The organism is Streptomyces sp. 2A115 (assembly GCF_052245575.1).
GTDB lineage: Bacteria > Actinomycetota > Actinomycetes > Streptomycetales > Streptomycetaceae > Streptomyces.
Window position 1 is genome coordinate 95,587 of sequence record NZ_JBQQCG010000034.1, and the last position, 14,490, is coordinate 110,076.

12 protein-coding genes and 2 pseudogenes are annotated in these 14,490 nt (G+C 69.4%); 8 read left to right on the plus strand and 6 right to left on the minus strand.

Annotated features, from left to right (window positions below):
- The first annotated feature begins 63 nt into the window (after positions 1 to 63).
- From ACTWQR_RS27495 to ACTWQR_RS27505, 3 genes are all read left to right on the plus strand, one after another.
- Positions 64 to 951 carry a FadR/GntR family transcriptional regulator gene (locus ACTWQR_RS27495; protein WP_443229850.1) on the plus strand — a complete coding sequence of 296 codons (888 nt, stop codon included), beginning with the start codon at positions 64 to 66 and terminating at the stop codon, positions 949 to 951.
- Positions 952 to 1,356: 405 nt separating this feature from the next.
- On the plus strand, positions 1,357 to 2,898 hold the full coding sequence (locus ACTWQR_RS27500; RefSeq protein ID WP_443229851.1) for an RNA polymerase sigma factor: 1,542 nt from the start codon (positions 1,357 to 1,359) through the stop codon (positions 2,896 to 2,898).
- Between the two features lie 132 nt (positions 2,899 to 3,030).
- A complete protein-coding gene (locus tag ACTWQR_RS27505; protein ID WP_443229852.1) occupies positions 3,031 to 3,849 on the plus strand; it encodes a S1 family serine peptidase in 819 nt (272 codons plus the stop codon).
- A 102-nt stretch (positions 3,850 to 3,951) separates the two neighbouring features.
- On the opposite strand, the gene ACTWQR_RS27510 is transcribed toward ACTWQR_RS27505, so the two are convergent.
- Positions 3,952 to 4,182, minus strand: a complete 231-nt coding sequence (locus ACTWQR_RS27510; protein ID WP_151477575.1) for a DUF7455 domain-containing protein — start codon at positions 4,180 to 4,182, stop codon at positions 3,952 to 3,954.
- 439 nt (positions 4,183 to 4,621) lie between these two features.
- Between ACTWQR_RS27510 and ACTWQR_RS27515 the strand changes: the two genes are divergently transcribed.
- The 4 genes and pseudogenes from ACTWQR_RS27515 to ACTWQR_RS27530 all read left to right on the plus strand — a co-directional run bounded on the left by ACTWQR_RS27515 (position 4,622) and on the right by ACTWQR_RS27530 (position 9,264).
- A complete protein-coding gene (locus tag ACTWQR_RS27515) occupies positions 4,622 to 6,745 on the plus strand; it encodes a DNA gyrase/topoisomerase IV subunit B (RefSeq protein WP_443229853.1) in 2,124 nt (707 codons plus the stop codon).
- Between the two features lie 215 nt (positions 6,746 to 6,960).
- Positions 6,961 to 7,082 (plus strand): annotated as a pseudogene (locus ACTWQR_RS27520) (DNA-binding response regulator); the annotation flags it as partial.
- A 104-nt stretch (positions 7,083 to 7,186) separates the two neighbouring features.
- A complete protein-coding gene (locus ACTWQR_RS27525) occupies positions 7,187 to 7,675 on the plus strand; it encodes a DUF485 domain-containing protein (protein WP_443229854.1) in 489 nt (162 codons plus the stop codon).
- Complete coding sequence (locus ACTWQR_RS27530) at positions 7,672 to 9,264, plus strand: solute symporter family protein (protein WP_443229855.1); 1,593 nt, start codon at positions 7,672 to 7,674, stop codon at positions 9,262 to 9,264. Before ACTWQR_RS27525 ends, ACTWQR_RS27530 begins: the two co-directional genes overlap by 4 nt.
- Positions 9,265 to 9,343: 79 nt before the next feature.
- Here the strand turns inward: ACTWQR_RS27530 and ACTWQR_RS27535 are convergent, their stop codons facing one another.
- Complete coding sequence (locus tag ACTWQR_RS27535; protein WP_443229856.1) at positions 9,344 to 10,039, minus strand: response regulator; 696 nt, start codon at positions 10,037 to 10,039, stop codon at positions 9,344 to 9,346.
- Positions 10,040 to 10,202: 163 nt separating this feature from the next.
- On the opposite strand from ACTWQR_RS27535, the pseudogene ACTWQR_RS27540 reads away from it, so the two are divergent.
- Positions 10,203 to 10,505 (plus strand): annotated as a pseudogene (locus ACTWQR_RS27540) (ATP-binding cassette domain-containing protein); the annotation flags it as partial.
- Positions 10,506 to 10,614: 109 nt separating this feature from the next.
- Here ACTWQR_RS27540 and ACTWQR_RS27545 read toward each other — a convergent pair.
- The 4 genes from ACTWQR_RS27545 to ACTWQR_RS27560 all read right to left on the minus strand — a co-directional run.
- Positions 10,615 to 11,295, minus strand: coding sequence for a response regulator (locus tag ACTWQR_RS27545; protein WP_443229857.1), 681 nt, complete (start codon positions 11,293 to 11,295; stop codon positions 10,615 to 10,617).
- Positions 11,292 to 12,986 carry a sensor histidine kinase gene (locus ACTWQR_RS27550; protein ID WP_443229858.1) on the minus strand — a complete coding sequence of 565 codons (1,695 nt, stop codon included), beginning with the start codon at positions 12,984 to 12,986 and terminating at the stop codon, positions 11,292 to 11,294. Before ACTWQR_RS27550 ends, ACTWQR_RS27545 begins: the two co-directional genes overlap by 4 nt.
- A gap of 73 nt (positions 12,987 to 13,059) precedes the next feature.
- The gene (locus ACTWQR_RS27555; protein WP_443229859.1) at positions 13,060 to 14,010 is read right to left on the minus strand and encodes a sucrase ferredoxin; all 951 of its coding nucleotides are present in this window, start codon (positions 14,008 to 14,010) and stop codon (positions 13,060 to 13,062) included.
- A 52-nt stretch (positions 14,011 to 14,062) separates the two neighbouring features.
- On the minus strand, positions 14,063 to 14,490 hold a 428-nt coding region (locus tag ACTWQR_RS27560), incomplete at its 5' end, for a citrate/2-methylcitrate synthase (RefSeq protein WP_443229860.1).

Genomic DNA, 14,490 nt, shown 5'->3' on the forward strand with positions numbered 1-14,490 from the left:
CCCTTTCGTGTGCTTTTCACCAAAGACCTCAAGGGAGTTGGAGACGGCGCCGACAAAGGATCCGTGAGTACCCTTGCGCACACCATGATGACCGCCGCCCGTTCCGCAGACTCCGGCCTCACCGGCCCGGGCGAACTCGACCGCTACCCCTATGCGGAGGCCCCCGGCGCAGACCGCGTCAGTGCCTCCGTCTGGGACAGCACGGACCCGGAGCTGGGCCGCGTGGGTCGGCGTACAGCCGGCAACCGGGGCCGTGGCCTGCATGGCCAACTCGTTCAGCAGCTGGGTCAAATGATCGTCTCCGGCGACCTGGGTGCGGACCGCCCGCTCGTGCCCGAGGAGATCGGGCAGCGGTTCGAGGTCTCCCGCACTGTCGTCCGTGAGTCGCTCCGCGTCCTTGAGGCGAAGGGCTTGGTCAGTGCCCGCCCGAATGTCGGCACGCGCGTACGTCCTGTCAGTGACTGGAACCTTCTTGACCCGGACATCATCGAATGGCGGGCTTTTGGGCCGCAGCGAGATGACCAGCGGCGTGAGCTGAGCGAGTTGCGCTGGACGATCGAGCCGCTGGCCGCCCGCCTCGCGGCCGGACACGGACGCGAGGAGGTGCAGCAGCGGCTCGCCGACATGGTCGAGATCATGAGTCATGCCATGGCGCAGGGCGACGCGCTCACCTTCTCGCGCGCCGACGCGGAGTTCCATTCCCTGCTCATCCAGGTATCCGGCAACCGCATGCTGGAGCACCTCTCCGGGATCGTGTCGGCCGCGCTTCAGGTCTCCGGTGGCCCGATCGCCGGCTGCGACCGGCCGAACGAGGCCTCCCTCTCGCACCACGCCCGCATCGTCGACGCCCTCGCCACGGGCGACGGGTCGGGTGCCGAGGCGGCCATGCGGCAACTGCTCACCGTCCATCCCGAGGTGGAGCGCGTGGTGCCCGCGCCGCGCGAGCACTGACCGCGTACCGGGGCGGAGCGGTCGGGGCATGCGCCCTCGCGTGGCATCGCTTGGCAGGCGAACCATCTGCCGCCGGACCCCGCTGGATCCTCATGGAATCCAGCGGGGTCCGGCGGTGTGGCGAGGTGCTCGGCCCGTTGGTTGACCACCTCTGACCATGTCTGGCCGCTTTTGAGTGCTTACGGGGTGTGACTCGGGCCACGCAGATTGGGCGTAACGCTCTGCGGAACAGCGCGATGACCTAAGAGGTGACAGCCGAGTAGGGAATACGAGCGCCGTTCAAGGCGCTGTGACTCTTCCCGGCCCCGCCCGCGCCGTCGGCCCATCCCCAAGTCGGCGGTCGTCGGTTCCTGTCCGCACTGGACGGGGCCGGAAGCCGTTTTCCAACGTTCCGAGAGGTTGTTCGTGTCGGCCAGCACATCCCGTACGCTCCCGCCGGAGATCGCCGAGTCCGTCTCTGTCATGGCGCTCATTGAGCGGGGAAAGGCTGAGGGGCAGATCGCCGGCGATGACGTGCGTCGGGCCTTCGAAGCTGACCAGATTCCGGCCACTCAGTGGAAGAACGTACTGCGCAGCCTCAACCAGATCCTCGAGGAAGAGGGTGTGACGCTGATGGTCAGTGCCGCGGAGCCCAAGCGCACCCGCAAGAGCGTCGCAGCGAAGAGTCCGGCCAAGCGCACCGCCACCAAGACCGTCGCGGCGAAGACGGCGACGGCCCAGACGGCCACCGCCACCGCCGCCCCGGCGATGCCTGCCGCCGACGCTCCCGCCGAGGATGCGCCGGCCAAGAAGGCCGCTGCCAAGAAGGCGACCGCCAAGAAGGCCGTCGCGAAGAAGGCCGTCGCCAAGAAGGCAACGGCCAAGAAGACCACCGCCAAGAAGGACGACGCCGAGCTTGTCGACGACGAGGCGGCCGAGGAGACCTCGGGTACCGCCAAGGCCGGCGCCGAAGAGCCCGCCGAGGACGGCGCCCAGGGCTTCGTCCTGTCCGACGAGGACGAGGACGACGCGCCCGCGCAGCAGGTCGCCGCGGCCGGCGCCACCGCCGACCCCGTCAAGGACTACCTCAAGCAGATCGGCAAGGTCCCGCTGCTCAACGCCGAGCAGGAGGTCGAGCTCGCCAAGCGCATCGAGGCCGGTCTGTTCGCCGAGGACAAGCTGGCCAACGCCGACAAGCTCGCACCGAAGCTCAAGCGCGAGCTGGAGATCATCGCCGAGGACGGCCGCCGCGCCAAGAACCACCTCCTGGAGGCGAACCTCCGTCTGGTGGTCTCCCTGGCCAAGCGCTACACCGGCCGCGGCATGCTCTTCCTGGACCTCATCCAGGAGGGCAACCTCGGTCTGATCCGCGCGGTGGAAAAGTTCGACTACACCAAGGGCTACAAGTTCTCCACGTACGCCACCTGGTGGATCCGTCAGGCGATCACCCGCGCGATGGCCGACCAGGCCCGCACCATCCGTATCCCGGTGCACATGGTCGAGGTCATCAACAAGCTCGCGCGCGTGCAGCGCCAGATGCTCCAGGACCTGGGCCGCGAGCCGACCCCGGAGGAGCTGGCCAAGGAACTCGACATGACCCCCGAGAAGGTCATCGAGGTCCAGAAGTACGGCCGCGAGCCGATCTCCCTCCACACCCCCCTGGGTGAGGACGGAGACAGCGAGTTCGGCGACCTCATCGAGGACTCCGAGGCCGTGGTCCCGGCCGACGCGGTCAGCTTCACGCTCCTCCAGGAGCAGCTGCACTCCGTCCTCGACACACTGTCCGAGCGCGAGGCGGGCGTCGTCTCCATGCGCTTCGGTCTCACCGACGGTCAGCCGAAGACCCTCGACGAGATCGGCAAGGTGTACGGCGTGACGCGTGAGCGCATCCGCCAGATCGAGTCGAAGACGATGTCGAAGCTGCGTCACCCGTCGCGCTCGCAGGTCCTGCGCGACTACCTCGACTAGATCTCGGCCGTACGACACGAAGGGCCCGGTTTTCCGTCCAGGGAACCGGGCCCTCGGTCTGCGCGGAGTGCGCACCGCTGCCCGCTGGATCACTCTGGGTGTCTCATGACGACCTCAGAGTGAGGAGCGCGTATGCGTCGTCCTTTCGTTCGAGCGTTGGCCCTCGCGGCCACGACGGCCCTGATACCGCTGGCCGCCCCCGCCCCGGTGGCGGCCGACAGCATCGTCATCGGCGGTTATCCCGTCGAGATCTCCGAGAGTCCCTGGACGGTCGCCCTGTCCAGCCGTGACCGGTTCGGTGGTACGCGTGCGGGGCAGTTCTGCGGGGGTGTGGTGATCGGCCGCTCGTCCGTGTTGACCGCGGCTCACTGCCTGGGAGAGGAGGTGCTGGGCGCGCCTCCGGGGCAGGTCCGCGATCTGAGGGTCATCGCGGGGCGCGGGGATCTGCTGTCGGACGAGGGCAGAGAGATCGCCATACGCGACACCTGGATCAACCCGCGGTACGACGGCTACACGAACGCCGGCGACTTCGCCGTACTCACCCTCGCCGAGCCGCTCGCCGCGAGTTCGGTCATCCGCATGGCGGGCCCGGGAGATGCCGCGTACAGACCCGCTACGGGCGCTGTGGTCTACGGCTGGGGCGACATGACGGGGGGCGGCGACTACGCGCGTGCTCTGCGGGCCGGACGCGTCCAGGTGCTGCCCGACGCGGTCTGCGAAAAGGCGTACCCGGCCAGTGCCGACGGAACGTATCTCGCCGGCTCCATGCTGTGCGCGGGGGAGAGAGCCGGTGGCCGGGACGCCTGTCAGGGGGACAGTGGAGGGCCCCTGGTCGCCCAGGGGCGGCTGATAGGCATCGTGTCGTGGGGGAGCGGCTGCGGGCGGGCCGGAAGCCCTGGGGTCTATACGCGGGTCTCCGAGGTCGTCAGAAGGCTGGGAATGGGCCTCTGAGGGCGTCACAGGGGACGAGCACGGGCGGCCGCCCCTGGAATCCAGGGGCGGCCGCCCGGTCACCGGCCTTTGCCGGAGATGGCTCGTCGTCGACGCGAAGTGTCAGTGCTCTTCGTCGTTGGCGCTCGCCGGAGCGGAAGTAAGCCGCTCCGTCTCGTCCTGTATCTCAGCGGCGATCTTCTTGAGTTCCGGCTCGAACTTGCGACCGTGGTGGGCGCAGAAGAGCAGTTCTCCGCCGCTCAGGAGGACGACGCGCAGATATGCCTGGGCGCCGCAACGGTCGCAGCGGTCAGCGGCCGTCAGCGGGCTCGCGGGGGTCAGAACAGTAGTCACGTCGCCTCTTCTCTAGCTCGACGAGCTGTCGTACCAGGGTCAACATCCAACCAGGCCGAAAACGTTCCCGCTTGTGGCTCTTCCTCGAAAAAATCTTTCCGAGTCGGCTGGCTGCTGCCGGTTGGCGGCGAATGAGCCGTATTGCGTGTCTTCGTGTCTTACGGGTTCGCGCTCTGTCAGGTTCAGTCCTCCCGGCTGGCTTGCCGGTTGTTCATGAGGACGTGCCCGGAGCCTAAATGGTTCATGCCTGGAAGGGAACGTGATATGTACTTCACTCCATCGAGGGATCGAACAGGCATGCGACTCTGGACTAGTCTGAGTTTCAGACGAGGGTGGCGTTACAACGGCTCTACCAGGCCTCGGTACCCTCGGACCGGCGACCGAAGCCGGCCCCTTACCCAAAAGGGCCCCATCTGAAATTCAGCGAGGAGCGAACCGCGTGACCGCCGAGACGTCCGTGCCGTCCACAGCGCTGCTGACCGGAGCAGACCGGGACGGTTCCAACTACACCGCGCGGCACCTGCTCGTCCTCGAGGGACTCGAGGCCGTGCGGAAGCGCCCGGGCATGTACATCGGGTCGACCGACAGCCGCGGTCTGATGCACTGCCTCTGGGAAATCATCGACAACTCCGTGGACGAGGCCCTCGGAGGCTACTGCGACCACATCGACGTGACCCTGCACGACGACGGCTCCGTCGAGGTGCGGGACAACGGCCGCGGCATCCCGGTCGACGTGGAGCCCAAGACCGGCATGTCCGGTGTCGAGGTCGTGATGACCAAGCTGCACGCCGGAGGCAAGTTCGGCGGCGGCTCGTACGCGGCCTCCGGCGGTCTGCACGGCGTGGGCGCCTCCGTGGTGAACGCGCTCTCCGCCCGGCTGGACGTCGAGGTGGACCGCGGAGGCAACACCCATGCGGTGAGCTTCCGGCGGGGCACTCCAGGAGCGTTCAAGGCGGACGGCCCCGACGCCGCCTTCGACGCGTCGGCCGGGCTGCGCAAGCTCAAGAGGATCCCCAAGACCCGCACCGGCACGCGCGTGCGTTACTGGGCCGACCGCCAGATCTTCCTCAAGGACGCCAAGCTCTCCCTGGAGGACCTGCACCAGCGCGCCCGGCAGACCGCCTTCCTGGTGCCCGGCCTGACCATCGTCGTCCGCGACGAGGTCGGGCTCGGCGAGGACGGCAGCAAGGGTGAGGAGTCCTTCCGCTTCGACGGCGGCATCAGCGAGTTCTGCGAGTACCTGGCCACGGACAAGCCGGTCTGCGACGTGCTCCGCCTGTCCGGCCAGGGCAGCTTCAAGGAGACGGTCCCGGTCCTCGACGACCACGGGCAGATGACGCCGACCGAGGTCACTCGTGAGCTCGGCGTCGACATCGCACTGCGCTGGGGCACGGGCTACGACACGACCCTGCGGTCGTTCGTGAACATCATCGCCACGCCCAAGGGCGGCACCCATGTAGCGGGCTTCGAGCAGGCCGTCACCAAGACGGTCAACGAAGTGCTGCGCACCAAGAAGCTGCTGCGCGTCGCCGAGGACGACGTCGTCAAGGACGACGCCCTGGAGGGCCTCACCGCGGTCGTCACCGTGCGCCTGGCCGAGCCGCAGTTCGAGGGCCAGACCAAGGAGGTGCTCGGCACGTCGGCGGCCCGCCGCATCGTGACGAACGTGGTTTCCAAGGAGCTCAAGGCGTTCCTGACCTCCACGAAGCGTGACGCGGCCGCGCAGGCCCGTGTTGTCCTGGAGAAGGCCGTTTCCGCCGCCCGCACGCGGATCGCGGCCCGCCAGCACAAGGACGCGCAGCGCCGGAAGACGGCCCTGGAGTCCTCTTCGCTGCCTGCCAAGCTCGCGGACTGCCGCAGCGACGACGTGGAGCGCAGCGAGCTGTTCATCGTCGAGGGCGACTCCGCGCTCGGCACCGCCAAGCTCGCCCGGAACTCCGAGTTCCAGGCGCTGCTGCCGATCCGCGGCAAGATCCTCAACGTTCAGAAGGCGTCCGTTACGGACATGCTGAAAAACGCGGAGTGTGGCGCGATCATCCAGGTCATAGGAGCTGGGTCCGGCCGGACGTTCGACATCGACGCGGCGCGCTACGGGAAGATCATTCTCCTCGTCGACGCCGATGTCGACGGCGCGCACATCCGCATCCTGCTGCTGACTCTGTTCCAGCGCTACATGCGGCCGATGGTCGAGGCGGGCCGGGTGTTCGCGGCAGTGCCGCCGCTGCACCGGATCGAGCTGAGCCAGCCCAAGAAGGGCCAGGACAAGTACATCTACACCTACTCGGACGGTGAGCTGCGGGAGACGCTGCTGGAGCTCCAGCGCAAGAACGTGCGGTACAAGGACTCGATCCAGCGCTACAAGGGCCTCGGCGAGATGGACGCCGACCAGCTGGCCGAGACGACCATGGATCCGCGCCATCGCACCCTGCGCCGGATCAACATCTCCGACCTGGAGGCATCCGAGCGGGTGTTCGACCTGCTGATGGGTAACGACGTCGCCCCGCGCAAGGAGTTCATCTCCAGCTCCGCGGCGACGCTGGACCGCTCGCGCATCGACGCGTAGGCGGTCCGGTGGGGCGGGGCCGACAGAGCGGGCCTGGCTGGGGCAGACGGGGGCCTGGCCGGGGCAGCGGAGACGTCCGTGAGGGCGTCTCCTCCCGTGCGTGGGGACTGGTCTCCCGGGATCCACCCATGCTCCAGGCATGATCCTCTCTGGCCCCGGTCTGTCGATCTGCCCGTCTGCCGATTTCCGTAGCGTCGAAGACGTCGGCAGTGCCCGTCTCCAAGGCCACCGTGAAGACCCGGATCAACAACCCCTTCGCCAAGACGGGTTCAAGAGCCGTGCGCAGGCGGTCCGTTACGCCTACGGGAAGGGTCTTGTGCGGCCACCCGGGGGGTGAGTCACCTGATGGGGTGAAGAGCACGGTGAGAAGAGTCAGGGATCTTCCCGTTCTGTCCATCCTTGGGCACGCGGCCGAAACGGGCCGGGGACAAGGAGAGTTCGGTGGAGAAGTACGACGGTCCCGACTCCGGAAAGGTCCGGTTCGACGACCCCTGGTACGACGCGCTCGCCTCCGGCTGGGGTGAGTTGGACGACACGGGCGCGCCCGCTCCCGCCGTGCCTCCCGCGCGCAGGGAGCAGGAGGACCGGACCGCCCGCACGGCCGACGTCTATCTGGACGTGCAGCGCAGTGCGGCCTTCCAGGAGGTGCGCAGCCGGTACCGGAGGTTCGTGATCCCGGCCGTCGCTGTCTTCTTCACCTGGTATGTGGGCTATGTGGTGACGGCGACGACGGCGCCCGGGCTCATGGCGCGGCCCGTCGCCGGTGCGTTGAACGTGGCGATGCTCGCGGGGCTCGGCCAGTTCCTCACGACGTTCCTGTTCACCTGGGCGTATGCCCGGCACGCCCGGCTGCGCAGAGACCGGGCCGCGCTCGAACTGCGCTGGGACACACAGGAACTGACGCGAAGCGTCACGGGTGGTGAGCGGTGACCGGGAACCATCAGACGCTGGCGCTCCTGCTCTTCAGCGTGTTCGTCGCGATCACACTGGGGATCACGACCTGGGTGAGCCGCCACCGGCATGGTTCGGCGGAGGAGTTCTACGCGGGCGGACGGCTTTTCTCGCCCATGGAGAATGGTTTTGCCATCGCGGGTGACTACATGTCCGCCGCCTCCTTCCTCGGCATCTCGGGGCTGATCGCGCTCTTCGGCTACGACGGGCTGCTGTACTCGGTGGGATTCCTCGTCGCCTGGCTCGTCGTGCTGTTCCTGGTGGCCGAACTGGTGCGCAACTGTGGGCGGTTCACGCTCGCCGACGTGGTCGCGGCGCGAATGAGTGAGCGGCCGGTGCGGATCGCGGCGGGAACTTCCTCGGTGACCGTGTCCGTTCTGTACCTGGTGGCGCAGATGGTGGGGGCGGGCAGCCTGGTCGCGCTGCTGCTGGGGGGTACGAGCGAGGCGGCGCAGGCCTGGACGGTCATCGGTGTCGGCGCGCTCATGGTGATTTATGTGTCGATGGGAGGGATGCGGGCCACCACGTGGATTCAGATCGTCAAGGCGGTCCTGCTGATGGGTGGGGCGATCGCGCTGACCGTGCTCGTCCTGGTGCGGTTCCACGGGGACTTCAACCAGCTGCTGCGTACGGCGGCGGAGCGCAGCGGGCACGGGGACTCGTTCCTCGCCCCGGGCCTGAGGTACGGCGGGGACTGGACCGCGCGGCTCGACTTCATCAGCCTCGGCCTCGCGCTGGTGCTCGGCACAGCCGGGCTGCCGCACATCCTGTCGCGCTTCTACACCGTGCCGACCGCGCGGGCCGCGCGTCGCTCGGTCGTCTGGGCGATCGGTCTCATCGGCGGCTTCTACCTGATGACGATCGTCCTGGGATTCGGTGCGGCGGCGATCGTCGGTCCTGATGCCGTACGGGGGTCGAACGCGGCCGGGAACACGGCGGTTCCGCTGCTCGCGCTCGACCTGGGTGGCGGCGCGGCCTCAACTGGAGGAACGGTTCTGTTTGCGGTCGTCGCCGCCATCGCCTTCGCCACCATCCTCGCGGTGGTCGCCGGCATCACGCTCGCCTCGTCGGCGTCCGTGGCCCACGACCTGTACGCGTCGCTGCGGCGTCGGCGCGCGAAGCCGCACAGCGAGGTGGCCGTGGCGCGGACCGCCGCGGTCGGTATCGGCGTGGTCGCCATCGCGCTGGGGCTGCTCGCGCGCGACCTCAACGTGGCATTCCTGGTAGGACTCGCCTTCGCGGTCGCCGCGTCGGCGAATCTGCCCGTGCTGCTGTATTCGCTGTTCTGGCGGAGCTTCACGACGCGCGGCGCGGTGTGGTCCGTGTACGGGGGGCTGGTGCCCGCTCTGGTGCTCGTGGTGCTGTCGCCCGTGGTGTCGGGGAGTTCCGCGTCGCTGTTCCCGGGCGTCGACTTCCAGTACTTCCCGTTGGAGAACCCGGGCCTGGTGTCGGTCCCGCTGGGCTTCCTCGCGGGCTGGCTCGGCACGGTCACCTCGGCGGAGCCGCCGGACGAGGCCAAGCACGCGGAGACCGAGGTACGGGCGCTCACGGGGGCGGGGGCGGTCTGAGGCTCTCGCGAACGGCTCGGTATGAAGTACTGGAACTTGACTTCTCCGGGCGCCCCCGCCCCCGTACAGCCCCGACCCCTCAAGGCGTCACCCACGCATACCGATGCTCCGGGCGCCCCGTGTCCCCGTACTTGAGGGAGAGCCGCAGCCGTCCGGCCTGTTCCAGGTGGCGGAGGTAGCGCTGGGCCGTGGAGCGGCTTAGGCCCGTCTCGGCGGCGACCTCGTGGGCCGAGAGGGGGTGGTCGGCCTGGTGCAGAACGGCGCAGATCAGGTCTGTGGTCGGCTCCGAGTGGCCGCTGGGGAGGCCGGGCGAGGAGGAAGGGGTCGGCGTCGTGCGGAGCGCGCCGAATATGCGGTCGACCTGCTCCTGACCGGCTACGCCCCGGCCGCCGACCCGGTCGACGGTGCGGCGCAGCGCGGCGTACGAGTCGAGCCGGGTGCGCAGCGCCGCGAAGGTGAACGGTTTGACCAGGTAGTGCAGGGCGCCGAGGCGCATCGCGGCCCGCACGGTCTCCACGTCGCCGGCCGCGGTGATCATGATGATGTCGGCGCCGTGGCCCAGTTCCCGCATCCGATGGACGAGTTCGAGGCCCGTTTGGTCGGGCAGGTAGTGGTCGAGCAGCACCAGGTCGACGGGCTCGCGGGCGACCGCGGCCAGGGCCTGGGCAGCGTTGTGTGCGCGGGCGGCCACCCGGAAGCCGGGAACCTTTTCCACGTACTTGGCGTTGATCTCGGCGACACGAAAGTCGTCGTCCACGACCAGGACCTCAATCATCGGGCCTCTCTTCCCGAGCCCGGATGTGAGCGTTGAGCCCGGGCTGTCGGCCTCCAGTGTTGTAGCGCGAGCAAAAAGAGCACAACACCCTTCTGTAAGCAGAAGAGCGCCTTGCGCCCACAAGGCTGATGCCGTGCCCCATGCCCCGCCTACCGTCCCGGGCATGAGCGCAGACACCGGCCCCGCCATCGAACCACGAGGCGTGAGCAAGGCCTCCAGGACCCCGTCCGGGGGACCGCACACGGCCCTCAGCGGGCTCGATCTCACCCTGGGATGCGGCGAGTTCGTCGCCGTCGTGCGCCCCGCCGGCTGCGGCGAATCGACCACTCCGAACCTCGTCAGCGGCCTCGAAAAGCCCACTGAAGGCGAGGGCCTGGCGGCCGGCGCACGGGTCGAAGGCGTCGGAGACAAGGTCGGCTTCGTCTTTCGGCAGGACGCCGCCTTCCCCTGGCGCACGGCCCTGTCCCAGGCCGCCAAACCGGCCGTGGGCTGAGTCTTCCTCCGTACGGCTGTACTCCCCTGACAGCCGTACGGAGGCGGGGCGCGGTCACCTCCCCCGCAATCCGGCCGTGCCCTCAGGCGCGGGTCGCCCAGATGTAACGGTGCTCCGGGCGGCCCGCGTCACCGTATTTGAGGGTCAGCGTGGCCCGCCCCGTGCGTTCCAGGAGCTTCAGGTAGCGCTGGGCGGTCTGCCGGCTGAGTCCGGTCCGGTCGGCGATCTCCTGGGCCGACAGGGGGCCTTCGGCGTTCACCAGCGCCCGGCGGACGGCCTCCGCGGTGGTGGGGGAGTGCCCTTTGGGCAGATCGGGCTCCGAGCCCGCCGAGAGGGCGCCGAAGATCCGGTCGACCTCTGCCTGTTCGGCCTCGCCGCCGCCGTCCAGCGTGCGGCGCAGCTCCGCGTACGCCTCCAGCTTGGCGCGCAGCCCGGCGAAGGCGAACGGTTTCACCAGGTACTGGAGCGCGCCATGCCGCATCGCCGCCTGGACCGTGGACACGTCACGGGCCGCGGTCACCATGATCACGTCGGTCTGATGGCCGCGCCGACGCATCTCCTGGACCACGGCGATGCCCGTCTCGTCCGGCAGATAGTGGTCGAGAAGCACCAGGTCCAGCTGAGGCAACGCCTCCACCTGCCGCAGCGCCTCCGCCGCGGAGTGCGCTTCGCCGGCGACATGGAATCCGGCGACCTTCTCCACGTAGGCGGCGTTGACCCGAGCGACCCGCGTGTCGTCGTCCACGACCAATACCTCGATCATCTCGGCTCCTCTTTGGTGGTCGTGGCGACTGCGGTGGCTTCCTCCGGTACGGGGTCAGGTACGAGGGCCGGTGCGAGACCGGGCTCCGTCAGTGCCTCCGGAAGCACGATCGTGAACTCGGCGCCTCCGCCGTCCGCCTCCGCGACGCGTGCGCTGCCGCCCTGCCGCTCGGCGAGCCGGCGCACCAGGGAGAGACCGATCCCGCGCTTGCGGTGGGCCGGGGGCTTCTTGGTGGACCAACCGTCCGCGAAGATCAACTCACGCTGGTCGGCGGGGATTCCCGGCCCGGTGTCCCGCACCCTGAGCACAGCCGTACGTCCCTCAGCGCGCAATTCGACCTCCACGCGCGCGTGGAGGGTGCCGGCGACGGCGTCGAGTGCGTTGTCGACAAGGTTCCCGACGATCGTGACCAGTCCCCGTGGGTCGATCAACCGATCGGGGAACAGCGTCCTGTCGGAGATCCACAGAGCCACCCCGCGCTCCGCCGCGACGGTGGCCTTGCCCACCAGGAGGGCGGCGAGCAGCGGGTCGTGGATCTTCTCGGTCACCTGTTCCGCGGTGGCCCTGTGATCGCCCACCACCTCGCCGACGAACTCCACGGCATCGTCGTACATCTCCAGCTCCAGCAGTCCGAGCAGCGTGTGCATCCGGTTGGCGTGCTCGTGGTCCTGGGCGCGCAGGGCGTCGATCAGGCCGCGGGTGGAGTCGAGTTCGCGGCCGAGCTGTTCCAGTTCGGTGCGGTCGCGCAGGGTGGCGACGGCTCCGCCGTCGTCGGTGGGCATGCGGTTGGCGATCAGAACACGCTGGCCTCGGACGGTGAGCAGATCGGTTCCCGTGACGGTGCCGGCCAGCACGTCGGTCGTACGGCCCTCTCCGAGCGCTGTGTCGAGGGGCTGTCCGACGGCCTCGTCGCCGATTCCCAGCAGGCGCCGGGCCTCGTCGTTGAGGAGCCGGATCCTGCCTCCGCGGTCGAGCGCGACGACGCCCTCCCTGATGCCGTGCAGCATGGCCTCACGTTCCGAGAGGAGTGCGGCGATGTCCGAGAAGGCCAGGTCGCGGGTCTGCCGATGCACCCGCCTGGAGATCAGATACGCGGCCAGCGCGCCGACGGCCAGGGCCCCTCCCGCGTACGCCAACAGCCCCGGGATCGCGTGGATCAGGCGGGCGCGCACGCTGTCGTACTCGATGCCGACCGAGACCGCGCCGACGATGTCGCCGTCGGCGTCGCGCAACGGCACCTTGCCGCGCGCGGAGCGGCCCAGCGTGCCGTCGTCGATCTCCATCACCTCGTGGCCGGCCAGGGCCGACCGGGGATCGGTCGAGACGGGCCCACCGATCTCGGCGGGGTTGGTGTGCGACCAGCGCAGGCCGTCAATGTTCATCACCACGACGTACTCGGCGCCGCTGGCCTTGCGGATCCGTTCCGCCTCGGCCTGCACGGGCCCGTCGGCCGAGGGCTTCGTCGACGTCAGCTCGTCGGCGAGCCGTGGCTGCGCCGCCGTGGTCTGCGCGATCGCGAGCGCGCGGCGCATCGCCTGGTCGTCCAGCTGGTCGCTGAGCGGAGCGAGGAACAGCCCGGTCGCGAGTACGGCGACTCCGGCGGCGATCGCCACCTGCATCAGCAGCACCTGCGAGAACATCCGCCTCGGCATGCCGAGGCGGAGTCGTCGTGCAGGGGGAGTGGGGCTCATGACTATGAAGGTACGGGGAGGTGCGGGCTGTGCCGTAGGGGGGTGTGGCGTGGATCTCGTTCGGGAGACGTGATCAGTGGTCGACGCGGCTGGCGACGGCCGTACGGGGCAGTTCGCGCACCGCCATCACGTCCATCCGGGCCGGGGAGCCGAGGGCCGAGCCACAACTCTCGGGCCGGGGTGGCAGCCCGGCGCCCTGGGCCACCGTGACGCGCCAGAGGCGGCCGTCGGCGTGGGCGACCGTCACCTCCCAGCGCGGCGCCGCGCCGTCCGTGCGGAGGACGCTCAGCGCGCCTGCGGCAGCCTCGTGCGCCGCCGTGCGCACCGCCAGCTCGGCGGCCTGCCCAGGACGCTCCCAGGCCGAGCTCCCCCGGCAACCTTCGGTGACGACACGCCCTTCCCGTACTCCCTGGAGGATCTCCTTGACGGCATGGGCCTCGGCACGCCCGTACGCATATCCGAACGGCAGTACGAGGAGAGTGGGCGAGAAGCGGTGGCCCCCCAGATGGGTGACTTCCCAGGCGCCTGCTACTCCGGAGGCGGCGAGTTCGGCGGCGAGGGGACGGCCGAGGAGGGCGCAGCAGCGGTCGCGCTTGCCGTTGGTGCAGACGAGGGCGAGCGGGTCGCCGGTATGGGGGCGGCCGTCGAGGGCCGCGTCGAAGCTGTGGGGGAGGCCCCTGCCGAGTTCGGCGAAGTCAAGTTCGAGCAGTTGCTCGGGGTCCGATGTGGTGGCGTTGTGCAGCCATACGTTTCCCGGGGTGGTGTGGGCCGCGTACACCTGTCGCTCGGCGATCGTGTGGAAGTCGGCGTGACGTCCCGGGCGGCGGATCAGTGCGACGCGTACGCCCGTGCCCTCGGCGGCCTGTTCCAGGGCGCGGCCGAGCGCGGGGTCCAGATGGCTCGAGGTCAGCGCTTTGGCACCCCAGGGGCCGGGCTGTTCCACCAGCAGCCACGTCCTCGCGGTGGCGGCGGTCCCAGCGAGGGGCTCCGCCAGGTCCCGGGAGACCTTCGCGCACGTACTCACAGAGGTGAGCCTAACCTGACTTGACGGCGAACGACTTCCGGGTCTGGAAGTATCACTGCTCCGGAAGTGGCTGAGGGGGCCGCGCGCCTACATAGTGGCCGCTCGGGCGCATGCGCAGGGGAGCCTCGGCGTACTCCTCCAGGGTGTGAGCGATCCAGCCGGCTGTACGGGCCACGGCGAAGATCGTTTCGCCCGCGGAGGCGTGCATGCCGGACGCGGCCGTGAGGACGGCGAGGGCCAGGTCGACGTTGGCGTGCAGGGGCACGTGGCGGGCCGTGGTGGCGACGACGTCGCGGGCCGCCGCCAGAGCGGGAGCGGCGTTGGGAAGCTCCTCCAGGAGGGCGAACAGCACACGCGCGCGTGGGTCCTCTCCCGGGTAGAGCCGGTGGCCGAGACCAGGGACGCGGCGTCCGGCGCGCAGTTCGTCCGCGATCACCGGGGCCGCCGAGCCCTGGTCCAGGACGTCGAGGAGCATCCTGT